Origin of the sequence: Pseudomonas sp. BN411 (assembly GCF_029871235.1) — a bacterium.
In the GTDB taxonomy this organism is placed as follows: domain Bacteria; phylum Pseudomonadota; class Gammaproteobacteria; order Pseudomonadales; family Pseudomonadaceae; genus Metapseudomonas.
The window spans coordinates 69,435-90,851 of sequence record NZ_SSOM01000065.1 but is presented as its reverse complement, the minus strand read 5'-3'; the positions used below and the strand labels follow the sequence as shown (position 1 = coordinate 90,851).

The following is a 21,417-nucleotide window of genomic DNA, read 5'->3' as shown; positions in this document are numbered from 1 at the left end:
ATTTTTTATTTCTAAAAATTCGAAATAAAAATATTTATAGCTCTTTTGGATATATCAGCTATCCAGCCTACGCAGGGCGACGAAGGCGAGTCCTGCCGACACCACCTCGAACAGCAGCGCATAGAGGTTGAAGGTCTGCCCCAGGCTGCCGTCCAGCCAGAGCCCGCTGATCCGTCCCAGGGCGAGGGCGACGTAGACCAGCACCAGCAGGTCCAGCGAGGCTCGCGCCAGTTGCAGGCGCAGTTGCGAGAGCAGGAGGAACGCGGCGATGCCGAGCGGCAGGCAGCCGTACCAGGCACGCACATCGGTGACCGCGGAAGGGTCCATCAACAGCATGCCGCTGAGGCTGGCCATTTCTTCCGGGCGGATGAAGTAGGCCAGGCCGAAGACGGCAAGGATCAGGGCCTGCAGGCCAAGCAGGATGCGGGTGAAGAGCATCGGCGAATCTCGCGCGAAGGTCAGAAAAAGCATAGGCCGCTCGGGAACAGTCTGAAACAGACCTGTGCTTGGGACGGAATCGGTGCGGCGCTATGCTCCCTTTCTTTGTCTCCGGCCGGTCTGGCCGCAAGGAGTCCACATGCGTTCCCTCCTCCTGCTCACTACCCTGTTCGCCGGCATCGCCCAGGCCGCCGACCCCATCACCATGGACGTCTACCGCGACCCTAACTGCGGCTGCTGCAAGGAATGGATCACCCACCTGCGGGACAACGGCATCCAGGTCCGCGACCACGAGGAAACCAACATGGCCGCGGTGAAGATGCGCGTCGGCGTGCCCTACCAGCTCGGCTCGTGCCACACCGGCGTGGTGGACGGCAAGTTCGTCGAGGGACACGTGCCGGCCAGCGACGTGCTGAAGCTACGCGAGCGTCCCGACCTGCTGGGCGCCGCCGTACCGGGCATGCCCATCGGCTCCCCCGGCATGGAAATGGGCGACCGCCAGGACGCCTACCAGGTGGTCGGCGTCGCCCAGGGTGGCAAGTTGAGCGTGCTCAGCGAGTATCCTGCACGCTGAATCCACGCGTTCACGCAACGGCCGCCTGGTGCGGCCGTTTTCATTTCCCTGGAGCCTGAAATGGAATACTGGCAAGTCGATGTGTTTGCTGAACGGGTCCTGGCCGGCAATGGCCTGGCCGTCTTCCCCGATTGCCGCGGCCTTTCCCCCGCCGCCATGCAGGAGCTGACCCGCGAGCTGCGGCAATTCGAGTCGATCTTCCTGGCGCCGCTGGATGCCCACAACGCCTTCTCCGCGCGGGTGTTCACGGTGGAAGAGGAACTGCCCTTCGCCGGCCACCCCATACTCGGCGCCGCCGCGCTGCTGCATCAGCTGCATGGCGGCAAGTCCGACGCCGAGTGGCTGCTGCAATTGCCGGAGAAGCAGGTGCACATCGCTACCCGCCGCCACGGCAAGGGTTTCTATGCCGAGATGGACCAAGGGCCTGCGGAGTTCGGCCAGGTGCTGGACGATGCCGCCGCCGATACCTTCGCTGCGGCCTTCGGCAGTGAGCGCGACCGCCGCTATCCCGCCCAGGTGGTCAGCACCGGCCTGCCCTACCTGCTGCTACCGGTGACCGCCGCCGGACTGGCGGCGGCGAAGCAGCGCGAACTGCTGGACGATGCCCTGGCCGGCATCGGCGCCGCCTTCGTCTTCCTGATGGATGTGGACGCCCGCGAAGGCCGCACCTGGGACCCGCTTGGCGTGGTGGAAGACATCGCCACCGGCAGTGCCGCAGGACCGGTGGCCGCCTGGCGCGTAGCCCAGGGGCTGGAGCGCCCCGACCAGCCCTTCGCCCTGGCCCAGGGCCGCTTCCTCGGCCGCCCGAGCCGGCTCGACGTGTGCGTCACCGCAGCCGGCAATGTGCTGGTGGGCGGCGAGGTCCAACTCCTGGCCCACGCTCGCCTGCTGCCACCCCTGTCCGAGTTGGGCTGACGACCGGGCTGGCGACACTCGCCACCAGCGTCAACACTGAATAACTCGCATTCTGTGTGGAGAGAGGTCATGCGCTGGCAAAAAGCGCGTCGCAGCGACAATGTGGAAGACGCTGGAGGCATGGGTGGCGGCGGTATGCGCCTGGGCGGTGGCAAGGGACTGGGACTGGGCGGGATCGCGATTGTGGTGGTGGTCGCCCTGCTGATGGGCGAGGACCCGCTGCAGATCCTCGGCCAGATCACTCAGCAGAACGCCTCGGTCAATCCCCAGCAGCAGTCGGCCATGCCGACGGGCACCCCGGAGGAGCGCGAGTTCGTCCGCGCTATCCTCGGCGACACCGAGGACACCTGGCGCGAGATCTTCCAGGCCGCCGGTCGCCAATACCAGGACCCGACCCTGGTGCTGTTCAACGGCGGCGTGCAATCGGCCTGCGGCTTCGCCTCATCGGCGGTCGGCCCCTTCTACTGTCCGGGTGATCGCAAGGTCTACCTGGACCTGGACTTCTTCGAGGAAATGGCTAGCCGCTTCCTGGCCGCCGGCGATTTTGCCCAGGCGTATGTGATTGCCCACGAAGTAGGCCACCACGTGCAGACCCTGCTGGGCGTCTCGGCCAAGGTCAACGCCGCCCGCCAGCGCGGCGAACGGGTGGAAGGCGACAACGGCCTGCTGGTGCGCCAGGAACTCCAGGCGGACTGCCTGGCCGGCGTCTGGGCCTACCACGCGCAGAAGCGCCTCAACTGGCTGGAACCCGGCGACTTGGAAGAAGCCCTGAACGCCGCCAACGCCATCGGCGACGACCGCCTGCAGCGCCAGGGCCGTGGCCAGGTGGTGCCTGACTCCTTCACCCACGGAACCTCGGCGCAGCGGGTGCGCTGGTTCAAGATGGGGTTCGAGAAGGGGGAAGTGGGGCGCTGCGATACGTTTTCGACGGCGAGGCTTTAGCTCACCGTCATCTGCCCTCTCCCCCCGCCCTCTCCCGCAGGCGGGAGAGGGAGCCTGATCGGCGCGATCTGGTCATGACCAGCACGGACCGCCCCACTCACGCAGCCGGGAGAGAGCCTGATCAGAGCGACCAAGTCATGACGCACTCGGACCGCCCCCTCTCCCACGTGTGGGAGAGGGCTGGGGAGTGGGTCAGAGTTTGCCCAGCGCACGTCCTATCGCCTCAAGCACGGCGTCCGTATCCCTCAGCACCTCATGATTCCAGAAGCGCAATACCCGATAGCCCTGCTCTGACAGCCAGCGATCGCGTTCGCCATCCCGGTCAGCCTGTTCCTGATGCTGGCCACCATCCAGTTCAATCACCAGCCGCTGTTCCAGGCAAATGAAGTCGACTATGTAGTGACCCATTGGCTTCTGTCGTTTGAACTTGAGTCCGAAGAACCGATGTCCGCGCAGGTAGTACCAGAGGTGATGCTCAGCATCAGTCATGTTGCTGCGCAATTCCCTGGCAAATTTCTTGAGTTCCATTGAGCCTCCTTGCTCGCAATCACCCGCCCCTTACTCTCCCACCATCCCCAACAACTCCCCACAATCCCGCGCAAACCAGTCCGCCAGTTCCGGCCAGGGGTTGTCCGGCAGGTTGACCAGCACGGTTGCCGCCCCGGCGGCGCGGCCGCAGTCGAGGTCGAAGCGGTAGTCGCCCACCATCACCAGTTCGCGGGGCGGGACTTGCCAGCGCCCGGCCAGGTGCAGCAGGCCGCCAGGGTGGGGTTTGGGTGGGGCCTCGCCGCGGCCGAGGATGTCGTCGGTAGCGAAGCAGTCGCCCAGTCCGATGGCTTCCAGGGTCAACAGGGCCAATTCATGGGCATTGCGGGTGAGGATGCCGAGCTGGCAGCCGCGCTGGTGCAGTTCGCGAACCAACTCGATGGCGCCGTCAGCGGGCTGGGCGTTCAGCGCCAGCTCCCGTTCGTGCTCCAGCAGCCAGGCGTGCTTGGCGGCTGCCTCGTCATCGGGCAGGGCGGCGAGGTGGTGGAGGATGTCGTCCTCCGGCGGGATGTCCAGGGCCACGCGAATCGCGGCGAAGTCATGCACGGCGATGGTCAGCGTGCCATCCATGTCGAACACCCAGTGGCGGTATCGCCCAAGTTCGGTGTTCGGAACCGTCACTTCCAATCCTCGCGCAGGCGGGTCAGGCCTTCCTGGGCCACCGAGGCCACCAGCTGGCCGGCGCGGTTGAAGATGCTGCCGCGGGAGAAGCCGCGGGAATTGCCGGCCCAGGGGCTATCCATGGAGTAGAGCAACCAGTCATCCGCGCGCAGGTCGCGGTGGAACCACAGGGCATGGTCAAGGCTGGCCACCTGCATGAATTTCTGCCACACCGACACACCGTGGGGGAGCATGGACGTGGTCAGCAGGCCGAAGTCCGAGGCGTAGGCGAGGATGTACTTGTGGATCGCAGGGATGTCCGGAAGGCTGCCGTCGGCGCGGAACCAGACGTGCTTCACCGGCTCGCCTGGACGCGGGTCGAATGGGTTTTCCAGTGTGACCGGGCGGATCTCGATGGGCTTGGCGCAGAGGAACTTGTCGCGCACGCGCTCTGACAGCAGATGCACATTCTTGCGCGCCAGTTCCAGCTCGCTCGGCAGGTTCTCCGGCCCCGGTACCTCGGGCATGGTCAGCTGATGCTCGAAGCCTTCTTCGTCCTGCTGGAAGGACGCGCTGCAGGTGAAGATCTGCTGCCCCTTCTGGATGGCAGTGACGCGGCGAGTGCTGAAGCTGCCGCCATCACGCACCCGCTCCACCGAGTAGACCACCGGCAGGGTGGCATCGCCGGGGCGCAGGAAGTATCCGTGGAGGGAGTGCACATGGCGCTCGGACTCGACCGTCTGGCTGGCGGCGGAGAGCGACTGGCCAAGCACCTGGCCGCCGAACAATTGGCGGAAACCGAGGTCCTGGCTGACGCCACGGAACAGGTTCTCTTCGATGGATTCGAGGCTCAGCAGCGCGACCAGCTCGTCGAGCACCTGGGTCATGGAATTCTCCTCTGCAAGGCTGCCGCTCCGGTCATGGCCGGGGCGGTCTTCGTAGTTCGGGATAGGCCGGTAGCGTCGTCAGGCGCTCGTCCCACAGCGCGCGGCCAATGGTGAAATGGTAAAGGCTTTGCCAGCGACTGTCGGCCATTTCCAGCAATTCATGCACCGAATCGTCGAAGTAGCAGCCGATGCCAGTCCCCGATATCCCGGCGGCCTCGGCTTCCAGGTAGAGCAACTGGCCGATCTGCCCGCACTCCCAGTACAGGCGCGGATAACACCAGGCGCCCCGCTCCAGGGCAGCGTCGAAGCGGGCGAGCATGGCCACCGCGACGCAACCATCGGCGGCGATGTCCTGGCCGCAGGACAGAAAGCCCGCCAGGCCACGGGCATCGCCTTCCAGCAGGCGGTACAGCGGCAGCTCGTCGCTGGCCCGCTGCCAGAGGAAATCCCCCCGCAGGCCCTGGGCCAGTTCGCTTTCCGCAGCGGCCCCGCGTGCCAGCCAGTAGAGGCCCGGCGCCATGCCCTGGACGCGATGGACGAACAGCAGCAGGTCGACCCGCGCATCGCCAAGGCTGGCGAAGGGCACCGGCGAATTCTTCGGCATCAGGCGGCGCAGCCAGGCCAGCAACAGGTCCGCCTGGATACCGCTGCGACCATCCATGGACTGCGCGCTGCGCCGGCGGTGCAGCAGCGGGCGCAACGGCAGCCCGGGGTTATCCACAACCGCGCGGGCCTCGGCTGCGCGCCAGTCGGCCGGCGGCAGGCGCGGCGCCCGGCAGAGTTCGTGGACTCGCTCCAGTTCGGGCCAGTGGCGCTGCTCGCGGGACAGGCGATTCGGTGTGCCATGCAACTCCAGGGCGGCGAGGCCATCCTGCAGGGACTGGCCAAGGGCGAACTCCAACTCATGCGCCGGGCCTATCCACAGCAGCACGTCAGCGTACTCGCGCTCGACGAAGCCAGGCCGGTCCAGCCCCAGCAGGGCATCCAGGGTTTCTTCAGCGACTCCGCCCATCACCCGCACCTGCCAGCCCAGGGCACTGGCGGCGATGGCCAGTGCCGCCAGGGCATGACCCAGGTCGTGCTGGCAATAGCGGTAGGCGCGCTCGCCGTACTTCCAGGCTTCGCGCCAGGGAATGCTGGCGAGCGCCAGCAGGAAGCCATCCGCCGGCAGCACTGCGGACAACTGCTCGGCCAGGGGCGCCGGCAACTCGCTGCGGATTTCCAGCCCATGGACGTCCGGGGCGTAGTGGGCCAGCAGGGCGCCCTCCTCCACCGCGCCTGCCGGCAGCAGCAGGTAGGCCTCGGTGGGATGCAGGTTGCCGGAGGACGGGTTGACCCGCAGCGCCCAGCGGCTCGCACCCGCCTCCTTCCAGGCGGAAATGGCCAGGCTGTCGTACAGCAGTTGCGACAGGCTTTCGCGATTCAGGGGGGCCGGCGCGCCGACCGGGGCGGCGAACACCGCGTCGTAGCCCGGCGTTTCTTCCAGCGGGCGATGCCACAACTCCAGCACACGCGCCCCGGCGTAGCGGCGGAAGGGCGCCGGCTGGGTCGCCCAGTCGAGCTGGCCGGGCCCGGGCGCGAAGCGGTCCGGACGGTGCTTGCTGAGCTCGTGGTAGGCACGTACGGCATCGCTCATCGCAAGGCTTCCCATTCGGCGCGGCCCAAGCGGTAGAGCAGATGGAGGCGCAGTGGATGCCCCTCGGGCAGAAGCGGATGCTCGAAGTCGCCCTGCATGTCGCGCTGCATCCCGATTCGCGTCATCACCGCCTGGGAACGCAGGTTGCCCGGCACGGTGAACGCCACGATCTCCGCCAGCTGCATGGACTCGAAGCCGAACGCCAGGGCCGCCTGCGCCGCCTCGCTGGCCAGACCGTGCCCCCAGTAGCGGTGCATCAGGCGCCAGCCGATTTCCACCGCCGGGGTGAAGTGCTGGTCGAAGTTCACGTTCTGCAGGCCGACGACGCCGACAAAGCCACCGTCCCCGCGGTGCTCGACCACCCACTGGCCGAATCCGTACTGCTGGGTGTGCTGGTGGATGCGGGTCGCCAGGGCATCGCTTTGCTCGCGGCTCATGCAGGCGGGAAAGTGCCGCATCACCTCGGGGTCGGCATTGAGTTCGGCGAAGGCCGTCAGGTCATCGTCGCGCCAGGCACGCAGGTGCAGGCGCGGGGTATGCAGTTCGATCGGGGGCACGGGGCTTACTCTTGAACCTGGCTCGAAGGCCTCATAATACTGCCCTGCGTCCCGCCCCGAGTGCTGATCGATGTTCCTGCCGCTGGTGTACCACGACGACTACAGTCCGCCCTTTCCGGCGGAACACCGCTTTCCCATGGAGAAATTCCGCCTGCTCTACGAGCACCTGCTGGACAGCGGCCTGACCACCGATGCGCGCCTGCATCGCCCGGACATCTGCCCGCCAGACGTACTCGCGCTCGCCCATTGCCCCAACTACATCCGGCGTTTCCTCGACGGCGACCTGGGCCGCGACGAACAACGCCGCCTCGGCCTCCCCTGGAGCGAACCACTGGCGCGGCGCACCGTGCGCGCAGTGGGCGGTTCGCTGCTGGCCGCCGACCTGGCGCTTGAGCACGGCCTGGCCTGCCATCTGGCCGGTGGCACCCACCACGCGCACTTCGACCACGCGGCGGGCTTCTGCATCTTCAACGACCTGGCGGTGATCAGCCGCTACCTGTTGGAGGCGGGCAAGGTTCAGCGGGTGCTGATCTTCGACTGCGACGTGCACCAGGGCGATGGCACCGCGCGCTTGCTGGCCGATACCCCGGAAGCCATCACCGTCTCCCTGCACTGCGAGAAGAACTTCCCCGCGCGCAAGGCCGAGAGCGATTGGGACATCCCCTTGCCCATGGGCATGGGCGACGCCGACTACCTGCAGGTGGTGGAGGATGCGCTGAACTATCTGTTGCCGCTGTATCAGCCGGACCTGGTGCTCTACGACGCCGGCGTGGATGTGCACAAGGACGATGCCCTGGGCTACCTGCAACTCACCGACGCCGGCGTGGCCGAGCGTGATGAGCGGGTAATCCGCCATTGCCTGGGGCGCGACATCCCGGTGGTGGGCGTGATCGGTGGTGGCTACAGCAAGGACCGCGCGGCCCTGGCAAAGCGGCATGGCATCCTCCATCACAGCGCGGATCGGGTCTGGCGGGAGATGGGGCTGGGGCGCTAAGCAATGTGCGTTTCCTGTGGGGGCGATTTCAATCGCTGAGCAGGCCATTGGCCTGCCCAATAGACTTCCTCGGGGCAGCTTCGCCGCCCATCGCGAATGAATTCGCCCCCACAACATGCCGTGTCCAGCCGAGCGGCGTGCAGTAGAATGCGCCCTTTCCCAACTCCTTCTCTTTTATTCCCATGAACGACTCCTCCCCCTTCGTCGCCGTGATCGGTGGCGGCCCTGCCGGCCTGATGGCCGCCGAAGCCCTGGCCCTGGGCGGTGCGCGGGTGGAGTTGTTCGATGCCATGCCCTCGGTGGGACGCAAGTTCCTGCTGGCCGGCGTGGGCGGGATGAACATCACTCATTCGGAAGCGAAGGCCCCCTTCGTCGGCCGCTACGGCGCACGCCGCGAAGAGGTAGGCGCGTTGCTGGAAGGTTTCGGCGCCGACGAGTTGTGCGCCTGGATTCACGGCCTGGGCATCGACACCTTCGTCGGCACCTCGGGCCGGGTCTTTCCCACCGACATGAAGGCCGCTCCGCTGCTGCGCGCCTGGCTCAAGCGCCTGCGCGAGCAAGGCGTACTCATCCATACCCGCAGCCGCTGGCTCGGCTGGGCCGAGGACGGTGCGCTGCGCATCGCTACCCCCGCTGGTGAAACGAGCGTCCGTGCCGACGCCTGCGTGCTGGCGCTCGGCGGTGGCAGCTGGGCACGGCTGGGATCGGACGGCGCCTGGGTGCCGCTGCTGGAACAGCGCGGCTTGACCATCGCGCCGCTGCAACCCAGCAACTGCGGTTTCGAGGTGGCCGGCTGGAGCCCACTGCTGCAAGAGAAGTTCGCCGGCGCGCCGATCAAGTCGACGGCCATTCGCCTGGATGACCAGGCACCGCGCCTGGGTGAATTCGTGCTGACCGCCAACGGCGTGGAAGGCAGCCTGATCTACGCCCTTTCCGCCGCCATCCGCGAGCGGATCAACGCCACCGGCAGCGCCACCCTGCACCTGGACCTGCTGCCCAACCACTCTGTGGATAAGGTCACCAAGGCCCTGGCGCGCCCGCGCGGTTCGCGCTCCATGGCCAAGCACCTGCACAGCCAGCTGGGCATCGACGGTGCCCGCGCCGGCCTGTTGCGGGAGCTGTCGGCCAAGGACGATTTCCTCGACCCTGCGCGTCTGGCCGCCGTGATCAAGGCCCTGCCGCTGACGCTGGTACGGGCGCGTCCGCTGGACGAGGCCATCAGTTCGGCCGGTGGCGTGCCCTTCGAGGCCATGGATGAAGGCCTGATGCTCAGGCAATTGCCGGGGGTGTTCTGCGCCGGCGAGATGCTCGACTGGGAAGCGCCCACCGGCGGCTACCTGCTCACCGCCTGCTTCGCCAGTGGACGAGCGGCGGCACAGGGTGCGCTGCGCTGGCTTTCGCAGCCCCGAGAGCTCGCGTAGCATCCCGCTCCAGGCCCCGTCAGAGGGCCGCTTCCACCGTGATCGCCTGTCCATCGCTACTGTCAGGGAAAGCCCCATGAGCACACTGGACACCATCGAGATCAAAGCCTTCGTGCCGGCGAAGGATTACGCACAAAGCAAGGACTTCTACCGCGACCTCGGCTTCGAGATGTGCAGCACCTCGGACGAGGTCAGTTACTTCCGATACGGCCACAGTGCCTTCCTCCTCCAGAACTTCTACACCAAGGAGTTTGCGGAGAACCTGATGATGCATTTGCAAGTGAAGGACGTTGAAGCCTGGTGGCAGCACGTGCAGAACTCCGGCGTGATCGAGCGCTACGGTTTACGGGTGGTGCCGCCCCAGGACCAGCCCTGGCGGATGCGCGACTTTGTCCTCATCGACCCTAGTGGCGTCCTTTGGCGCATCGGACAGAACATCTGATCGGAAGCTGGCCGCGAGGTGTCGGCTGGCACGCGGCCAGCGTCTATGCTTGCCCAGAGTCCAGCTTTCTCCATGCGGTGCCCCCAAGGTGATTCCCCTCCTCGTCTGCGACGACTCGATGATGGCGCGCAAGCAGTTGATTCGCGCGCTGCCGTTGGACTGGCCGGTGCATATCACCCAGGCAAGCAACGGCGAAGAAGCCCTTGAAGCGATACGCCAGGGCCAGGGCCAGGTGGTCCTGCTGGACCTGACCATGCCGGTGATGGATGGCTACCAGGTCCTCAGCCGAATCCGCGCCGAGGGGTTGAAGTCACGGGTGGTAGTGATTTCCGGCGATATCCAGGAAGAAGCCCAGCGCCGCGTTCACGAGCTCGGCGCCCTGGCCTTCATCCGCAAGCCCGCCGATCCGGACGAGCTGCGGGAAACCCTGATCCGCCTGGGGCTGCTGCGCCCGGCGCCGTCCACCAGCCCGCTGAGCGGCATCCCGGTGCGCACCGATCCGGACCTGCGGGTGAACTTCCGCGATGCCCTGCGCGAAGTCAGCAACGTCGCCATGGGCCGCGCCGCCGCCCTGTTGGCGCGGGTGCTCGGGGTGTTCGTGCAGCTGCCGGTGCCCAACGTCAACCTCTTCGAAGTCAGCGAACTGCACATGGCCCTGGCCGATGCCCAGCGCGGCGAACGGCTGTCGGCGGTGTGTCAGGGGTTCATCGGCGAATCCATCGCCGGCGAGGCATTGCTGCTGTTCCACGATGCCGAGAGCGCCGAGGTGGCGCGCCTGCTCGGCTGCCGCCCCCAGGGCGAGAACGAGGAAGCGGAGATCCAGCTGGACCTGGCGAGCATCCTGATCGGCGCCTGCCTTGCCGGCATCGCCGAACAGATCGACGTGCGCTTCTCCCAGGGCCACCCGCAATTGCTCGGCCGGCACAGCTCCATCGAACGGCTGTTCCAGCTCAACAACCGGCGCTGGCGCAAGACGCTGGCCGTGGAGATCAGCTACGCCATTGAAGACCACAACCTGCACTTCGACCTGCTGCTGCTCTTCACCGAAACCTCCATCGCGCGCCTGACCCAGAAGATCCACTACCTGATGGACTGACCCCATGCCGGCACAGATCGATTTCAAGGAACTCCACTGGCTGCTCGATATCGTCCAGTGCCTGGACGTCGGCGTAGTGGTCCTGGACCGCCAGTACCACGTCGAGGTGTGGAACAGCTTCATGGAAAACCATTCGGGCCTCGGCCCCGACCGGGTACACGGCAAGAACCTCTTCGAGCTGTTCCCGGAGATCGACCGCAACTGGTTGCGACGCAAGGTGGACAGTGTGCTGCAGCTCGGCACCCGCGCCTTCAGCCTGTGGGAGCAGCGGCCCTACCTGATCCGCTTCGACAACTACCGGCCGATCACCGGCGAAGAGGACTTCATGTACCAGAATCTCACCGTCCTGCCCCTCGCCGCTGCAGGCGGCAAGGTGGAGCGCGTGTGCCTGGTGATCACCGACATGACCGAAGTGGCGCGGTTGAAGCGGCAGTTGGCGGAGACCCGTCGTCCGCAGCTCCTGTAGGGGCAACCTTTTGTGGGGGCGATTTCAATCGCCAAGCAGGCCGCAGGCCTGCCCTGCCGAAACCAATGGGGGCAGCTGCGCTGCCCTTAGCGAATGAATTCGCCCCCACATTGGAATGCACCCGAAATCCCCCGTTATTTGATGTACCACCCCCAAGGCTCGGTGCTTCTGTACTCGGTCACCTGCTTCACCTCCAGGTAATTCTCCAGCCCCCAGCGCCCCAGTTCCCGGCCGATGCCGCTCTGCTTCATGCCGCCCCAGGGTGCCTGAGTGAAGGTGGGCTGCGAGCAGTTGACCCAGATGATGCCGGCGCGCAGGCCGTTGGCCACCCGCGCAGCGCGGTCGAGGTCGGCGCTCATCACCGCAGCGGCCAGGCCGAAGCGGCTGTCGTTGGCCATGCGCAGGGCGTCAGTCTCGGTCTTGAAGCGCTTCACGCACAGCACCGGGCCGAAGATCTCTTCGCGCCAGATACGGCTGTTGTCCGCTGGCTCGTCAAACACTGCCGGCTCGATGAAGTAGCCGTGGGACAGGTGCGCGGGCCGCTTGCCGCCGGTGAGCAGGCTGGCCTCCTGCTTGCCCTGTTCGACCATGCCCACGACCTTCTGGTACTGCCCGGCACTCACCAGCGGCCCCAGCAGCACGCCACGTTCCAGGCCAGGGCCGATGCTGATGCGCCGGGTTTCTTCCACCAGGCGCTCGATCAGGCGCGAGGCGATGCCTTCCTGCACCAGCAGGCGCGACGTGGCGCTGCACACCTGGCCCTGGTTCCAGAAGATGCCGAACATGATCCATTCCACGGCGGCTTCCACATCGGCGTCGTCGAACACGATGAAGGCCGACTTGCCGCCCAGCTCCAGGCTGATGTTCTTGATGTCGGCCGCCGCCGCCGACATGATCTTCGCCCCCGTCGGCACGCTGCCGGTGAAGGCCAGCTTATCCACCCCCGGATGCTGGCTGAGCGGGCCGCCCGCCTCGCTGCCGAGGCCCGTGACCACATTGAGCACGCCCGACGGCAGGCCGATGCGTTCGGCGGCGCCGGCCAGTTCCAGCGCGGACAGGGGCGTCAGTTCCGACGGTTTGAGCACGCAGGTGGCTCCCGCCGCCAAGGCCGGGGCGACCTTCCACGCGGCCATCAGCAGCGGGTAGTTCCAGGGGATAATCTGCCCGGCCACGCCCACCGGCTCATAGCGGATACGGCAGCTGAAGCGATCGTCCGGCAGCGCCAGCGGCTCGTCCTGGCGGTCGTCCAGTTCCCGCGCCAGTTCGGCGTAGTAGCGGAAGCAACCGATGGCGTCGGCGATGTCCCACTGCGCCTCCGGCAGCGGCTTGCCGTTGTCCCGCACTTCCAGCACCGCCAGGGCGTCCTGGCGGCCTTCCAGTTCGCTGGCCAGGGCTTCCAGCCAGCTGGCGCGCTCGGCCCCGCTGCTTTGTCCCCAGCCTCGATTGAAGGCCTGTCGGGCGGCATGCACGGCATGGTCGATGTCTTCCTCGGTGGCCGCCGGTACGCGCTGGATCAGGTCGCCGCTGCTGGGGTCCAGCACCTCGAAATAACCGCCCAGGTCGGGGCGGACCCATTGCCCGTTGATGTAAAGCTGGTCACGCATGGCTCTGCTCCATGGGCGCTCAGGCGCCACTGCGGCGGTTCTGCAGGTAGCGGGAGGTGAACAGCAGCGCCAGGGAGACGCAGATGATCACCGTGGAAATGGCATTGATCTCCGGTGTGATGCCCCGGCGGATCGACGAGAAGATGTAGATCGGCAGCGTGGTCTCCGAGCCGGCCACGAAGAAGGCGACGATGAAGTCGTCGAAGCTGAAGGTGAACGCCAGCAGGAAGCCGGCGAGGATCGCCGGTGCGATCTGCGGCAGGGTCACCCGGCGGAAGGTTTCCAAGGGCGGTGCGTAGAGGTCGGCGGAAGCTTCCAGCAGGGCCTTGTCCAAGGCTTCGACGCGGGTGCGGACGATCACGATCACCAGCGCCATGGTGAACAACGAGTGCGCGGCGATCACCGTGATCAGGCCCATGCGCAGGCGCGGCAGACCCGCCCCCAGAAGCAGGTCGAGCAGCGGGTTGACCACTTCGAACAGGCTGATGAAGGCAATCAGGGTGGCGATGCCGATGACGATGCCGGGGATGATGATCGCGCAGTAGGTCATGGCATCGAAGAACAGCCGCACCCGCTTGCCCGCCCGCTGCAGGCCGAACACCGCGAGGGTGCCGAAGAGCGTGGCGATCACCGCCGAGCAGAAGGCGATCAGCGCACTGGTGCCCAGGGCCTCGATGATGAACGGATTGCCGAAGGCGCGGCCGAACCACTGCACCGAGCAACATTCGAATGACAGCCCGCTACGCCCGGCGTTGAACGAGAACAGCACGATCAGCGCAATGGGGGCATAGAGGAACAGGTAGAGCGAGGTGGAATAGCTGCGCAGCCACATCAGAGCATCCCCTCCGTGCCGCGCTTGCCGTAGCGCGCCACCAGTTTCAGGTAGAGGGCGATGATCACCAGCATCATCGCCACCAGGGTCATGGCCACCGCGCTGCCGAACGGCCAGTTGCGCGATTGCAGGAAGAGGTCCACCAGGGCGTTGCCGACGAAGAACACCTTTCCGCCGCCGAGGATGGCCGGGATCAGGAACTCGCCCATGAGCAGGATGAACACCAGCATGCTGCCGGTGATGACGCCGGGCGCCGACAGCGGCAGGGTCACCCGGCGGAAGGTCTCGAAGGCACTGGCGCCCAGGTCAGACGAGGCTTCCAGCAGGCGCTTGTCGAGCTTTTCCAGGCTGACGTAGATGGGAAACACCATCAGCGGCAGGTAGCCGTAGACGATGCCGATCAGCACCGCGGTCGGCGTGTTGATCAGGCGCACGTCATCCAGGCCCACCATCGCCAGCAGCGCCGGGATGCCCTTGCCGCCGAGGATGAAGATCCAGGCGTAGGTACGGATCAGGAAGCTGGTCCAGAAGGGCACGATCACCAGGGTCAGCAGCAGCGAGCGGCTGCGCTGCACCTTCACCGCGAGGAAATACGCCAGCGGGTAGGCGGCCAGCAGGCACACCAGGGTGCCCAGCGGCGCCAGCAGCAGGGTGTTGTAGAAGGCCTTTGCCCGCGAGCCGAGGTTCAGGTAGTTGTCCAGGGTCAGGGCGGCGCTGTAGCCCCCCACGGGGCTGCGCTCGCCCAGGCTGAAGACCAGGATGATCACCAGCGGCAGCAGGAGCAGCAGCAGGAACCACAAGGTGGACGGCAACAGCAGGAGCAGCGTGACGCGACGGCCGAGGCTGCGGCTTTCGGCAGGCGCGGCCTGGCCCGCATCGGCCAGCGCCGGGGCGCTGAGGGCGACGTTCATGGAAGATTCCCTACGGTTCATTACTGCGGCTTTCGTAGGAGCGAGCTCTGCTCGCGAACGGCTTCGCGAGCAAGCTCGCTCCTACAGCGCCATGGGTCAGGCCGCCTTGAAGCGCGCCATCAGTTCCGCCCGGGCCGGGCTGGTCAGGGTGGCTGCGGCGCCGAACTCCAAGGCGCTGAGCAGGTCGGCGGCCGGGTACATGATCGGGTCATCGAGCATGGCCTTGGGCAGCATCGCATCCACGCGCTTGTCGCCGCTGGGGTAGCCGTGGGCCTCCACCTCGCGCTTGTTCACCTTCGGATCGAGCAGGTAGTTGATCAACGCGTAGGCCGCATCCGGCCGCTCGGCGCTCTTCGGAATGGCGAAGAAGTCGCTCCAGATTTCACCGCCCTCGCGGCCCAGCACGTAGGTCATTTCCGGCAAGTCGCGATGCAGCTGCGAGGCATCGCCGGTCCAGCACATGGCCATCCAGGCATCGCCGTTGCGCATGGACGGCTGGTAGTCGGAGTTGATGGCGAACAGATGCGGCTTGACCTCCAGCAGCAGCTTCTCGGCGTCGGCCAGCTCCTTCGGGTCGATGGAGTTGAAGCTGTAGCCGAAGGACTTCAGGGCGTTGCCGATCACGGTCAGCTGATAGTCGTGAACCATCACCCGGCCAGTGGCTTCGCCTTTGCTCAGCTCCCAGAACTCCTTCCAGGTGGTGGGCCTGGCCTTGATCTTCTTGCTGTCGTAGACGAACCCGGTGGTGCCCCAATCCTTGGGCACGGCGTAGGTCTTGCCGTTGATCACGCCCTGCTCCATGAAGCGCTTCTCGTAGGAGGACGGATCGAAGTTGGGGATGCGTGACAGGTCCAGCGGCTCGATCAACCCCAGCTCGGCGTAGGTGCTGATGGTGTAGTTGGTGGGCACGAAGACGTCCCAGCCGCTACCACCGGCCTGCAGCTTGGCGAGCATCTCTTCGTTGGAGCCGAACACGTTCATCTGCACCTGGGCGCCGGTCTGCTCGGCGAAGGCGGCGAAGTTCTCGGCATTGTGGTAGTTCGGCCAGGTAGCCAGGACCACGCGGTCGCCGAGGGAGCCCTTTTCTGCGGCGAAGGCCCGGTTGCTGGTGAGCAGGCCCGGCATGTTGGCGGCCATTACCGCCATGGCCACGCCGAGGCCGGTCCGGCCGAGGAACTCGCGACGGCTGATGGAGCCGTTCTGCCAACTGCGCAGTTGCTTGATGAAGTCTTTCCGATCCATTGCTGCCACCTGCCTTTCAAGGGTTGGTTGTTCTTGTCCTTCGCCTACTGCGTCTCTCTACAGCGTCATCGCCAGGCCGCTCGCCTGGTCCCAGCCGATGCGTACCGGCGAGCCGTGTTCGAAGGCCGAACGCTCGTGCTGGCCATGGCGCGGCACACGCACGCAGACGATGCCGAAGGGCTCGGTGCGCACGCGGTACTCGGTGAGGTTGCCAAGGTAGATGCGGTCCACCACCTGGCCGGGCAGGCTGATCTCGCGGGGCAGCGCCTCGGCCCCGGCACCGATGGCGATCAGCTCCGGGCGCACGGCGATGCAGCCCGGCTCGGAGGCCTTGAGGGCCGGGCCGGTGGGCGTCTGCGGGCTGGCCAGTTGCAGGCCGTGGGTGGTTTCCAGCAGCACGCGGCCATCCTCGATGCGCCGCACGGTGCCGTCGAACAGGTTGGATTCGCCGATGAAGTCGGCCACGTAGCGGCTCGCCGGGGTTTCGTAGAGCTGCTCGGGGCTGGCGCTCTGGAGGATCTGGCCGTCCTGCATGACGCTGATGCTGTCGCTCATGGACAGCGCCTCTTCCTGGTCATGGGTGACCAGCACGAAGGTGATGCCCACCTCGCGTTGCAGGCGCAGCAGTTCGGACTGCATCTCCTTGCGCAGCTTGCGGTCCAGTGCCGCCAGGGGTTCGTCCAGCAGCAGCACCGTGGGCTTGTTCACCAGAGCGCGGGCCAGGGCCACCCGCTGTTGCTGGCCGCCAGACAGTTCGTGGGGCTTGCGCTGGCCAAAGCCGGACAGGCGCACCATCTCCAGCGCCTCGTCGGCCATGCGGCGCTGCCCGGCGCGATCCGGGCGCGGCTGGTGGTAGCGCAGGCCATAGGCGATGTTCTCCGCCACCGAGAGGTGTGGGAACAGTGCATAACTCTGGAACACCATGTTCACCGGCCGCTGGTGCGCCGGAACCCCGGCCACCGAACGCCCGGCCAGCAGCACTTCGCCTTCGGTGGGCTGCTCGAAGCCGGCGATCATCCGCAGGGTGGTGGTCTTGCCGCAGCCGGAGCTGCCGAGAAAGGAATGGAAAGCGCCGCGCCGCACCTTGAAGTTCAGGCCGTTGACCGCCGAGACCGCGCCATAGCGCTTGACCACATGGCGGAACTCGATATCGAAGAACTCGTTTGCATCGCTCACGGCCGGCCCCTTTTTTCAGGTGTTCTTGGCATATGGCAACACGCTACCAATGGCGGTTTTCGGCTGTATATATCCCTCCGGGGATAGACGCGCCCTCCACAGAAACTGTGGAGCATGGTGTGGATAAGTTATGGATGGAGGGCTGGACGCCCCGGCCGGCGGAGAGTTTCGAGGGATGGACGGATTTTGAGCAGGCGCTCTTTGTGGGGGAGATTTCAATCGCGATGACGAGCCGATGGGTATCGCTTCGCTCAACCCATCCTACGAAGGCCGATCAGCCTTGTAGGGGCGAATTCACTCGCCAAGCAGGCCGCAGGTCTGCCCTGTGCAATCTCGAGGGGCAACTGCGTTGCCCTTGGCGAATGAACTCGCCCCTACAGGTATGCCCGCTGCCCACATTTTCTGTGGGATCAATTGTGGATAACTAGTGGAAGACTGGCTGCGAGGCACGTGCCGCAGGGGATAGAGGCAATTGCTCGGTTTTTGAGCAGCCTCCTTGTGGGGGCGAATTCATTCGCCAAGCAGGCCGCAGGTCTGCCCTGTGCAATCTTGAGGGGGCAACTGCGTTGCCCATCGCGAATGAATTCGCCCCCACAGGTGTGCCCGCTGCCCACAATTTCTGTGCAAATCATTGTGGATAACTCGTGGGCACCCGCGCCGGAGGCCGATGGCGGCTGATCCGGCTTGTGCTGGATAGTTATTGATCAGAGCCGTTTAAATCGCCAATAGCGATAAGGCTAGACCGCCTTGCGCAGCGGTTCGGGGTCGTCGCGCTGGCCGGCCAGTTCACGCACGAACAGCCCGAGCAGCTCCGACTGGCTGCCGATGCCCAGCTTGGCGTAGATGTTCTTGCGGTGGATCTTCACCGTGCCGGGGCTGATGGCCAGGTGCTCGGCCACGGAGGCGCTGGAGTGGCCGCGCAGGAGCATCTGCACCACCTCCTGCTCGCGCGCGGTCAGCACGTGGGCGCCGAACTGGTCGAAGGCTTCGCGGATCTTGTAGTCCAGGTCCTGCGCCGGGCGTGGCGCGTGGGCACGGGCCAGTTCCCAGGCTTCGTTGACCACCTGCTCCACCACTGGCTGGGCACAGTCCAGCAGTTGCATCTCGTCCCGGCTGTAGGCCGGGCTGCAGGCGCTGCGCATCAGCGAGAGCACCGCCTTGGCGCCGTCGGCCAGGTCGATGAAGAAGGCGATCTCCTCGGTCAGGCCGGTCTGCTGGTAGTAGGTGACGTAGTACTCGCCCAGGTAGAAGTGGTCCGGCGCAAATTGACGCAGACGCCAGAGGCCAGAGGCCTGGTTGCGGGTGCAGGCGAGGTAGAAGGGGTCCAGGAGATAGGGGCCGACCTGGTAGTCCTCGACATACACATGGCGCTTGTCGGGGGGGAAGGTATCGAACAGGGCCAGCGGCCGGTGATTGCCTTCATAGATGAAGAGCACGAAGTGGTCGACATGGCAGGCCTGCTGCAACCACTGGCTGAGGCCGAGCAGACGGGCCCGCCCGGCGGGCTGGGCGAGCAGGTGGGCAACACCGGTGGTCCAGTGTTTGAGTTCCTTGTGGCGCATGTGGGAAATGCCTGAGGTTGGGCTGCGCTTCAATCACTATAGATAGGCGTTCAGCATTTCGAACAGAAATGCAGGAAGTGCGCCAATATCCTGAAAGCCCAACCGCCCGCTCTGGCACGGGGGTGCCGGTTCCCCGCCCTGCCCCAATCCGGTTCCCGTTGCCCCATCAGGCGTCACCCATCACCACAATGCGGTGACGCCCGGGCCGGGAATCAGCCCTTCTTCGCCTTGCCAAATCCGGGCGACTTGCGCACCGATTTAACCTTGGGCTTTTCGCTGTCGATCCAGCGGCCCAGCGCTGCGCCCTTGCCTGGCTTGCCAGCGACGGCCTGGGGCTCTTTGGGCTTCTTGGGTTTCTTCGGCTTCTTGATCACCTGGCCGGTGGCATCGGTCATGGGCACCCGGTGATCGGGGATGAAATCCGGCTCGTCGCGACGCTGGAGGGTCTGGCGGATCAGCACTTCAATGGCCGCCAGCAGTTGCACCTCGTCGGCACACACCAGCGATACCGCCTCACCGGTGGCGCCGGCGCGGCCGGTACGGCCGATGCGGTGCACATAGTCTTCGGCGACGATGGGCAGGTCGAAGTTGACTACCAGGGGCAGGTCGTCGATGTCCAGGCCACGGGCCGCCACATCGGTGGCCACGAGGATCTGCACTTCTCCTGCCTTGAAGCGCTGCAGGGCGCGCAGGCGCGAGGGCTGCGGCTTGTCGCCGTGGATCGAATCGGCGCTGACGCCCTGGGCCTGGAGTTCATCCACCAATTGGTCGACGCCCTTGCGGGTCTTGACGAAGACCAGCACCTGGCCCCAGCCACGGTCTTCCAGCAGGTGCAGGAACAATTCGCTCTTGCGCTTCTTGTCCACGGGGATCAGCCACTGGCGCACGCTCTTCGCGGCGGCGTTGCGCGGGCTGACCTCGATGGACAGCGGGTCGCGCAGCAGTTCGCCGGCCATCTGGCGGATGGCGTCGGAGAAGGTGGCGGAGAACAGCAGGGTCTGGCGGCGCTTCGGCAGTGCGGAAAAGAGCTCGTCCAGCTCGCGGGCGAAACCCAGGTCGAGCATGCGGTCGGCCTCGTCCAGTACCAGCGCCTGGAGCTGGTTGAACTTCACGGCGTTCTGCCGATAGAGGTCGAGCAACCGGCCGGGGGTGGCGACGAGGACGTCGATGCCCTTGCGCAGCTTCATCATCTGCGGGTTGATGCTGACGCCACCGTAGACCGCGTAGTTGCGCAGTGGCAGATGCTGGCCGTAGACGCGGAAGCTCTCGTTGACCTGCTCGGCCAGTTCGCGGGTGGGCACCAGCACCAGGGCACGAACCGAGTTGCTGGCCACCTGCGGGCCTTCCTGGGTCAGTTTCTGCAGCAGCGGCAGGGCGAAGCCTGCAGTCTTGCCGGTGCCGGTCTGGGCGGCGGCCATCAGGTCGCGGCCCTTGAGGACGGCGGGAATCGCCTCGGCCTGTACCGGCGATGGGGTCTGGTAGCCGAGCGCCTCGGTGGCGCGCAGCAGGGGTTCGATCAGGCCGAGAGAAGCGAAGGTCATCGGGGCAGCCATAGTGTGCGGAAAAGCCGCAATTCTATCAGGCCGCCCACGACCTCCGGGATCAACTGGTCTGCTGTTGCAGCTCTTCGTCCGCCAGCGCCTTGGCTTCCTTGCGTTCGCGCCATTGCGGCAGGCCGATCAGCACCACGGCGCCGATGATCACCAGCATGGCCAGGCCCTCTTCGATGCCGATGGTCTCGCCGGCGAACGCGATCCCCAGCAGCACCGCCACCGCCGGGTTGACGTAGGCGTAGCTGGTGGCCGCCGCCGGACGCACGTTCTTCAGCAGGTAGAGGTAGGAGCTGAAGGCGATGATGGAGCCGAACACGATCAGGTAGGCCAGCGCACCCCAACCGGCCAGCGTGGGCGCGGCGACCATGCGCTCGCCGCTGAGCAGGCTGCCAGCCAGCAGGGCGACGCCGCCTGCGAGCATTTCCACCGCGCTGGCCATGGGGCCGGCGGGCAGCTTGAGGTTCTTGCTCCACATGGAGCCGAAGGACCAGGACGCCGCAGCGAAGATGATCAGCACGGCCCCCAGCGGGCTGGCCTGGAGGTTGGAGCCGAGGTTGAGCAGGCCGATACCGATCAGCCCGAGCAGGATGCCGGCCCATTCCAGGCGCGTGGTGCGCTGGCCCCAGATCAGCCCGAACAGCAGCGCAAACAGCGGCACGGTGGCCACCGCCAGGGCGGCGACGCCGGACGCCACGCCGAGGTCTTCGGCCAGGGTCACGCCACCGTTGCCGCAGCTCAGCAGCAGAAAGCCAATGGCAGCAGCGGACTTCCACTCCTGCCAGGTCGGGTTGGGGGCCCCGCGCCAGCGCAGGAAGCCGTACATCAGGGCGCCGGCCACGACGAAGCGGACCCCGGCCATCAACAGCGGCGGCCAGGATTCGACACCGATACGAATTGCCAGGTAGGTGGAACCCCAGATCAGATAGAGAGCGATGAATGCCCCTATGAGCAGGAGCGGAAAGCGGCGCGCGGGCATGATCGGAACTCGACACAGGCAGGAATGAGGTGTCTATTCTATGAAAG

Annotated in this window: 23 protein-coding genes; 8 read left to right on the top strand and 15 right to left on the bottom strand. The window is 66.0% G+C overall.

The features are described 5' to 3' along the window. Window positions 1-54: 54 nt before the first annotated feature. Window positions 55-438 carry a DUF4345 domain-containing protein gene (locus E8F06_RS10645; RefSeq protein WP_280367353.1) on the bottom strand — a complete coding sequence of 128 codons (384 nt, stop codon included), beginning with the start codon at window positions 436-438 and terminating at the stop codon, window positions 55-57. A 139-nt stretch (window positions 439-577) separates the two neighbouring features. On the opposite strand from E8F06_RS10645, the gene E8F06_RS10640 reads away from it, so the two are divergent. From E8F06_RS10640 to E8F06_RS10630, 3 genes are all read left to right on the top strand, one after another. Continuing rightward, window positions 578-1,012, top strand: a complete 435-nt coding sequence (locus E8F06_RS10640; protein ID WP_280366821.1) for a DUF411 domain-containing protein — start codon at window positions 578-580, stop codon at window positions 1,010-1,012. A 60-nt stretch (window positions 1,013-1,072) separates the two neighbouring features. Further along, window positions 1,073-1,927, top strand: coding sequence for a PhzF family phenazine biosynthesis protein (locus E8F06_RS10635; protein WP_280366819.1), 855 nt, complete (start codon window positions 1,073-1,075; stop codon window positions 1,925-1,927). 69 nt (window positions 1,928-1,996) lie between these two features. Beyond that, window positions 1,997-2,869, top strand: a complete 873-nt coding sequence (locus E8F06_RS10630; protein ID WP_280366817.1) for a neutral zinc metallopeptidase — start codon at window positions 1,997-1,999, stop codon at window positions 2,867-2,869. 192 nt (window positions 2,870-3,061) lie between these two features. Here E8F06_RS10630 and E8F06_RS10625 read toward each other — a convergent pair whose 3' ends face one another. The 5 genes from E8F06_RS10625 to E8F06_RS10605 are packed head-to-tail and all read right to left on the bottom strand — an operon-like array spanning window position 3,062 to window position 7,095. Next, window positions 3,062-3,397 (bottom strand): endonuclease domain-containing protein, encoded by a 336-nt coding sequence (locus E8F06_RS10625; protein WP_280366816.1) that lies wholly within the window; start codon window positions 3,395-3,397, stop codon window positions 3,062-3,064. Window positions 3,398-3,427: 30 nt separating this feature from the next. Then, a complete protein-coding gene (locus E8F06_RS10620; RefSeq protein ID WP_280366813.1) occupies window positions 3,428-4,036 on the bottom strand; it encodes an HAD family hydrolase in 609 nt (202 codons plus the stop codon). Then, window positions 4,033-4,902, bottom strand: a complete 870-nt coding sequence (gene tesB, locus E8F06_RS10615; protein ID WP_280366811.1) for an acyl-CoA thioesterase II — start codon at window positions 4,900-4,902, stop codon at window positions 4,033-4,035. The genes E8F06_RS10620 and tesB overlap by 4 nt, the downstream gene beginning before the upstream one ends. A gap of 31 nt (window positions 4,903-4,933) precedes the next feature. Then, window positions 4,934-6,538 (bottom strand): nitroreductase family protein, encoded by a 1,605-nt coding sequence (locus E8F06_RS10610; protein ID WP_280366809.1) that lies wholly within the window; start codon window positions 6,536-6,538, stop codon window positions 4,934-4,936. Further along, window positions 6,535-7,095, bottom strand: a complete 561-nt coding sequence (locus tag E8F06_RS10605) for a GNAT family N-acetyltransferase (protein ID WP_280366806.1) — start codon at window positions 7,093-7,095, stop codon at window positions 6,535-6,537. The genes E8F06_RS10610 and E8F06_RS10605 overlap by 4 nt, the downstream gene beginning before the upstream one ends. A 70-nt stretch (window positions 7,096-7,165) precedes the next feature. Here E8F06_RS10605 and E8F06_RS10600 point away from each other — a divergent pair, with 70 nt between their 5' ends. Then, on the top strand, window positions 7,166-8,089 hold the full coding sequence (locus E8F06_RS10600; protein WP_280366804.1) for a histone deacetylase: 924 nt from the start codon (window positions 7,166-7,168) through the stop codon (window positions 8,087-8,089). A gap of 28 nt (window positions 8,090-8,117) precedes the next feature. Here E8F06_RS10600 and E8F06_RS10595 read toward each other — a convergent pair whose 3' ends face one another. Continuing rightward, entirely contained in the window at window positions 8,118-8,273 is a 156-nt protein-coding gene (locus E8F06_RS10595; RefSeq protein WP_280366803.1) for a hypothetical protein, read from the bottom strand. Here E8F06_RS10595 and E8F06_RS10590 point away from each other — a divergent pair. The 4 genes from E8F06_RS10590 (at window position 8,272) to E8F06_RS10575 (ending at window position 11,514) form a co-directional block, all read left to right on the top strand. Beyond that, entirely contained in the window at window positions 8,272-9,510 is a 1,239-nt protein-coding gene (locus E8F06_RS10590) for a TIGR03862 family flavoprotein (protein WP_280366801.1), read from the top strand. The two genes, E8F06_RS10595 and E8F06_RS10590, sit on opposite strands and share 2 nt — an antisense overlap. 76 nt (window positions 9,511-9,586) lie before the next feature. After that, window positions 9,587-9,952 carry a VOC family protein gene (locus E8F06_RS10585; RefSeq protein ID WP_280366798.1) on the top strand — a complete coding sequence of 122 codons (366 nt, stop codon included), beginning with the start codon at window positions 9,587-9,589 and terminating at the stop codon, window positions 9,950-9,952. An 88-nt stretch (window positions 9,953-10,040) separates the two neighbouring features. Then, a complete protein-coding gene (locus E8F06_RS10580; protein ID WP_280366796.1) occupies window positions 10,041-11,048 on the top strand; it encodes a response regulator in 1,008 nt (335 codons plus the stop codon). Between the two features lie 4 nt (window positions 11,049-11,052). Then, complete coding sequence (locus E8F06_RS10575; protein WP_280366794.1) at window positions 11,053-11,514, top strand: PAS domain-containing protein; 462 nt, start codon at window positions 11,053-11,055, stop codon at window positions 11,512-11,514. 134 nt (window positions 11,515-11,648) lie between these two features. On the opposite strand, the gene E8F06_RS10570 is transcribed toward E8F06_RS10575, so the two are convergent. The 8 genes from E8F06_RS10570 to yedA all read right to left on the bottom strand — a co-directional run bounded on the left by E8F06_RS10570 (window position 11,649) and on the right by yedA (window position 21,370). Beyond that, window positions 11,649-13,118, bottom strand: a complete 1,470-nt coding sequence (locus E8F06_RS10570; RefSeq protein WP_280366792.1) for an aldehyde dehydrogenase family protein — start codon at window positions 13,116-13,118, stop codon at window positions 11,649-11,651. 19 nt (window positions 13,119-13,137) lie between these two features. Further along, the gene (locus E8F06_RS10565) at window positions 13,138-13,950 is read right to left on the bottom strand and encodes an ABC transporter permease (RefSeq protein WP_280366790.1); all 813 of its coding nucleotides are present in this window, start codon (window positions 13,948-13,950) and stop codon (window positions 13,138-13,140) included. Next, window positions 13,950-14,861 (bottom strand): ABC transporter permease, encoded by a 912-nt coding sequence (locus tag E8F06_RS10560; protein WP_190826864.1) that lies wholly within the window; start codon window positions 14,859-14,861, stop codon window positions 13,950-13,952. Before E8F06_RS10560 ends, E8F06_RS10565 begins: the two co-directional genes overlap by 1 nt. A gap of 96 nt (window positions 14,862-14,957) precedes the next feature. Next, a complete protein-coding gene (locus E8F06_RS10555; protein ID WP_280366786.1) occupies window positions 14,958-16,103 on the bottom strand; it encodes a spermidine/putrescine ABC transporter substrate-binding protein in 1,146 nt (381 codons plus the stop codon). 57 nt (window positions 16,104-16,160) lie between these two features. After that, window positions 16,161-17,279: an ABC transporter ATP-binding protein gene (locus E8F06_RS10550; RefSeq protein ID WP_280366785.1), complete on the bottom strand. Its 1,119-nt coding sequence runs from the start codon at window positions 17,277-17,279 to the stop codon at window positions 16,161-16,163. A gap of 737 nt (window positions 17,280-18,016) precedes the next feature. Beyond that, window positions 18,017-18,841: a LuxR C-terminal-related transcriptional regulator gene (locus E8F06_RS10545; protein ID WP_280366783.1), complete on the bottom strand. Its 825-nt coding sequence runs from the start codon at window positions 18,839-18,841 to the stop codon at window positions 18,017-18,019. 212 nt (window positions 18,842-19,053) lie between these two features. Next, on the bottom strand, window positions 19,054-20,382 hold the full coding sequence (locus E8F06_RS10540; RefSeq protein ID WP_280366781.1) for a DEAD/DEAH box helicase: 1,329 nt from the start codon (window positions 20,380-20,382) through the stop codon (window positions 19,054-19,056). 61 nt (window positions 20,383-20,443) lie between these two features. Further along, window positions 20,444-21,370 carry a drug/metabolite exporter YedA gene (gene yedA, locus E8F06_RS10535; RefSeq protein ID WP_280366779.1) on the bottom strand — a complete coding sequence of 309 codons (927 nt, stop codon included), beginning with the start codon at window positions 21,368-21,370 and terminating at the stop codon, window positions 20,444-20,446. Window positions 21,371-21,417 lie beyond the last annotated feature (47 nt).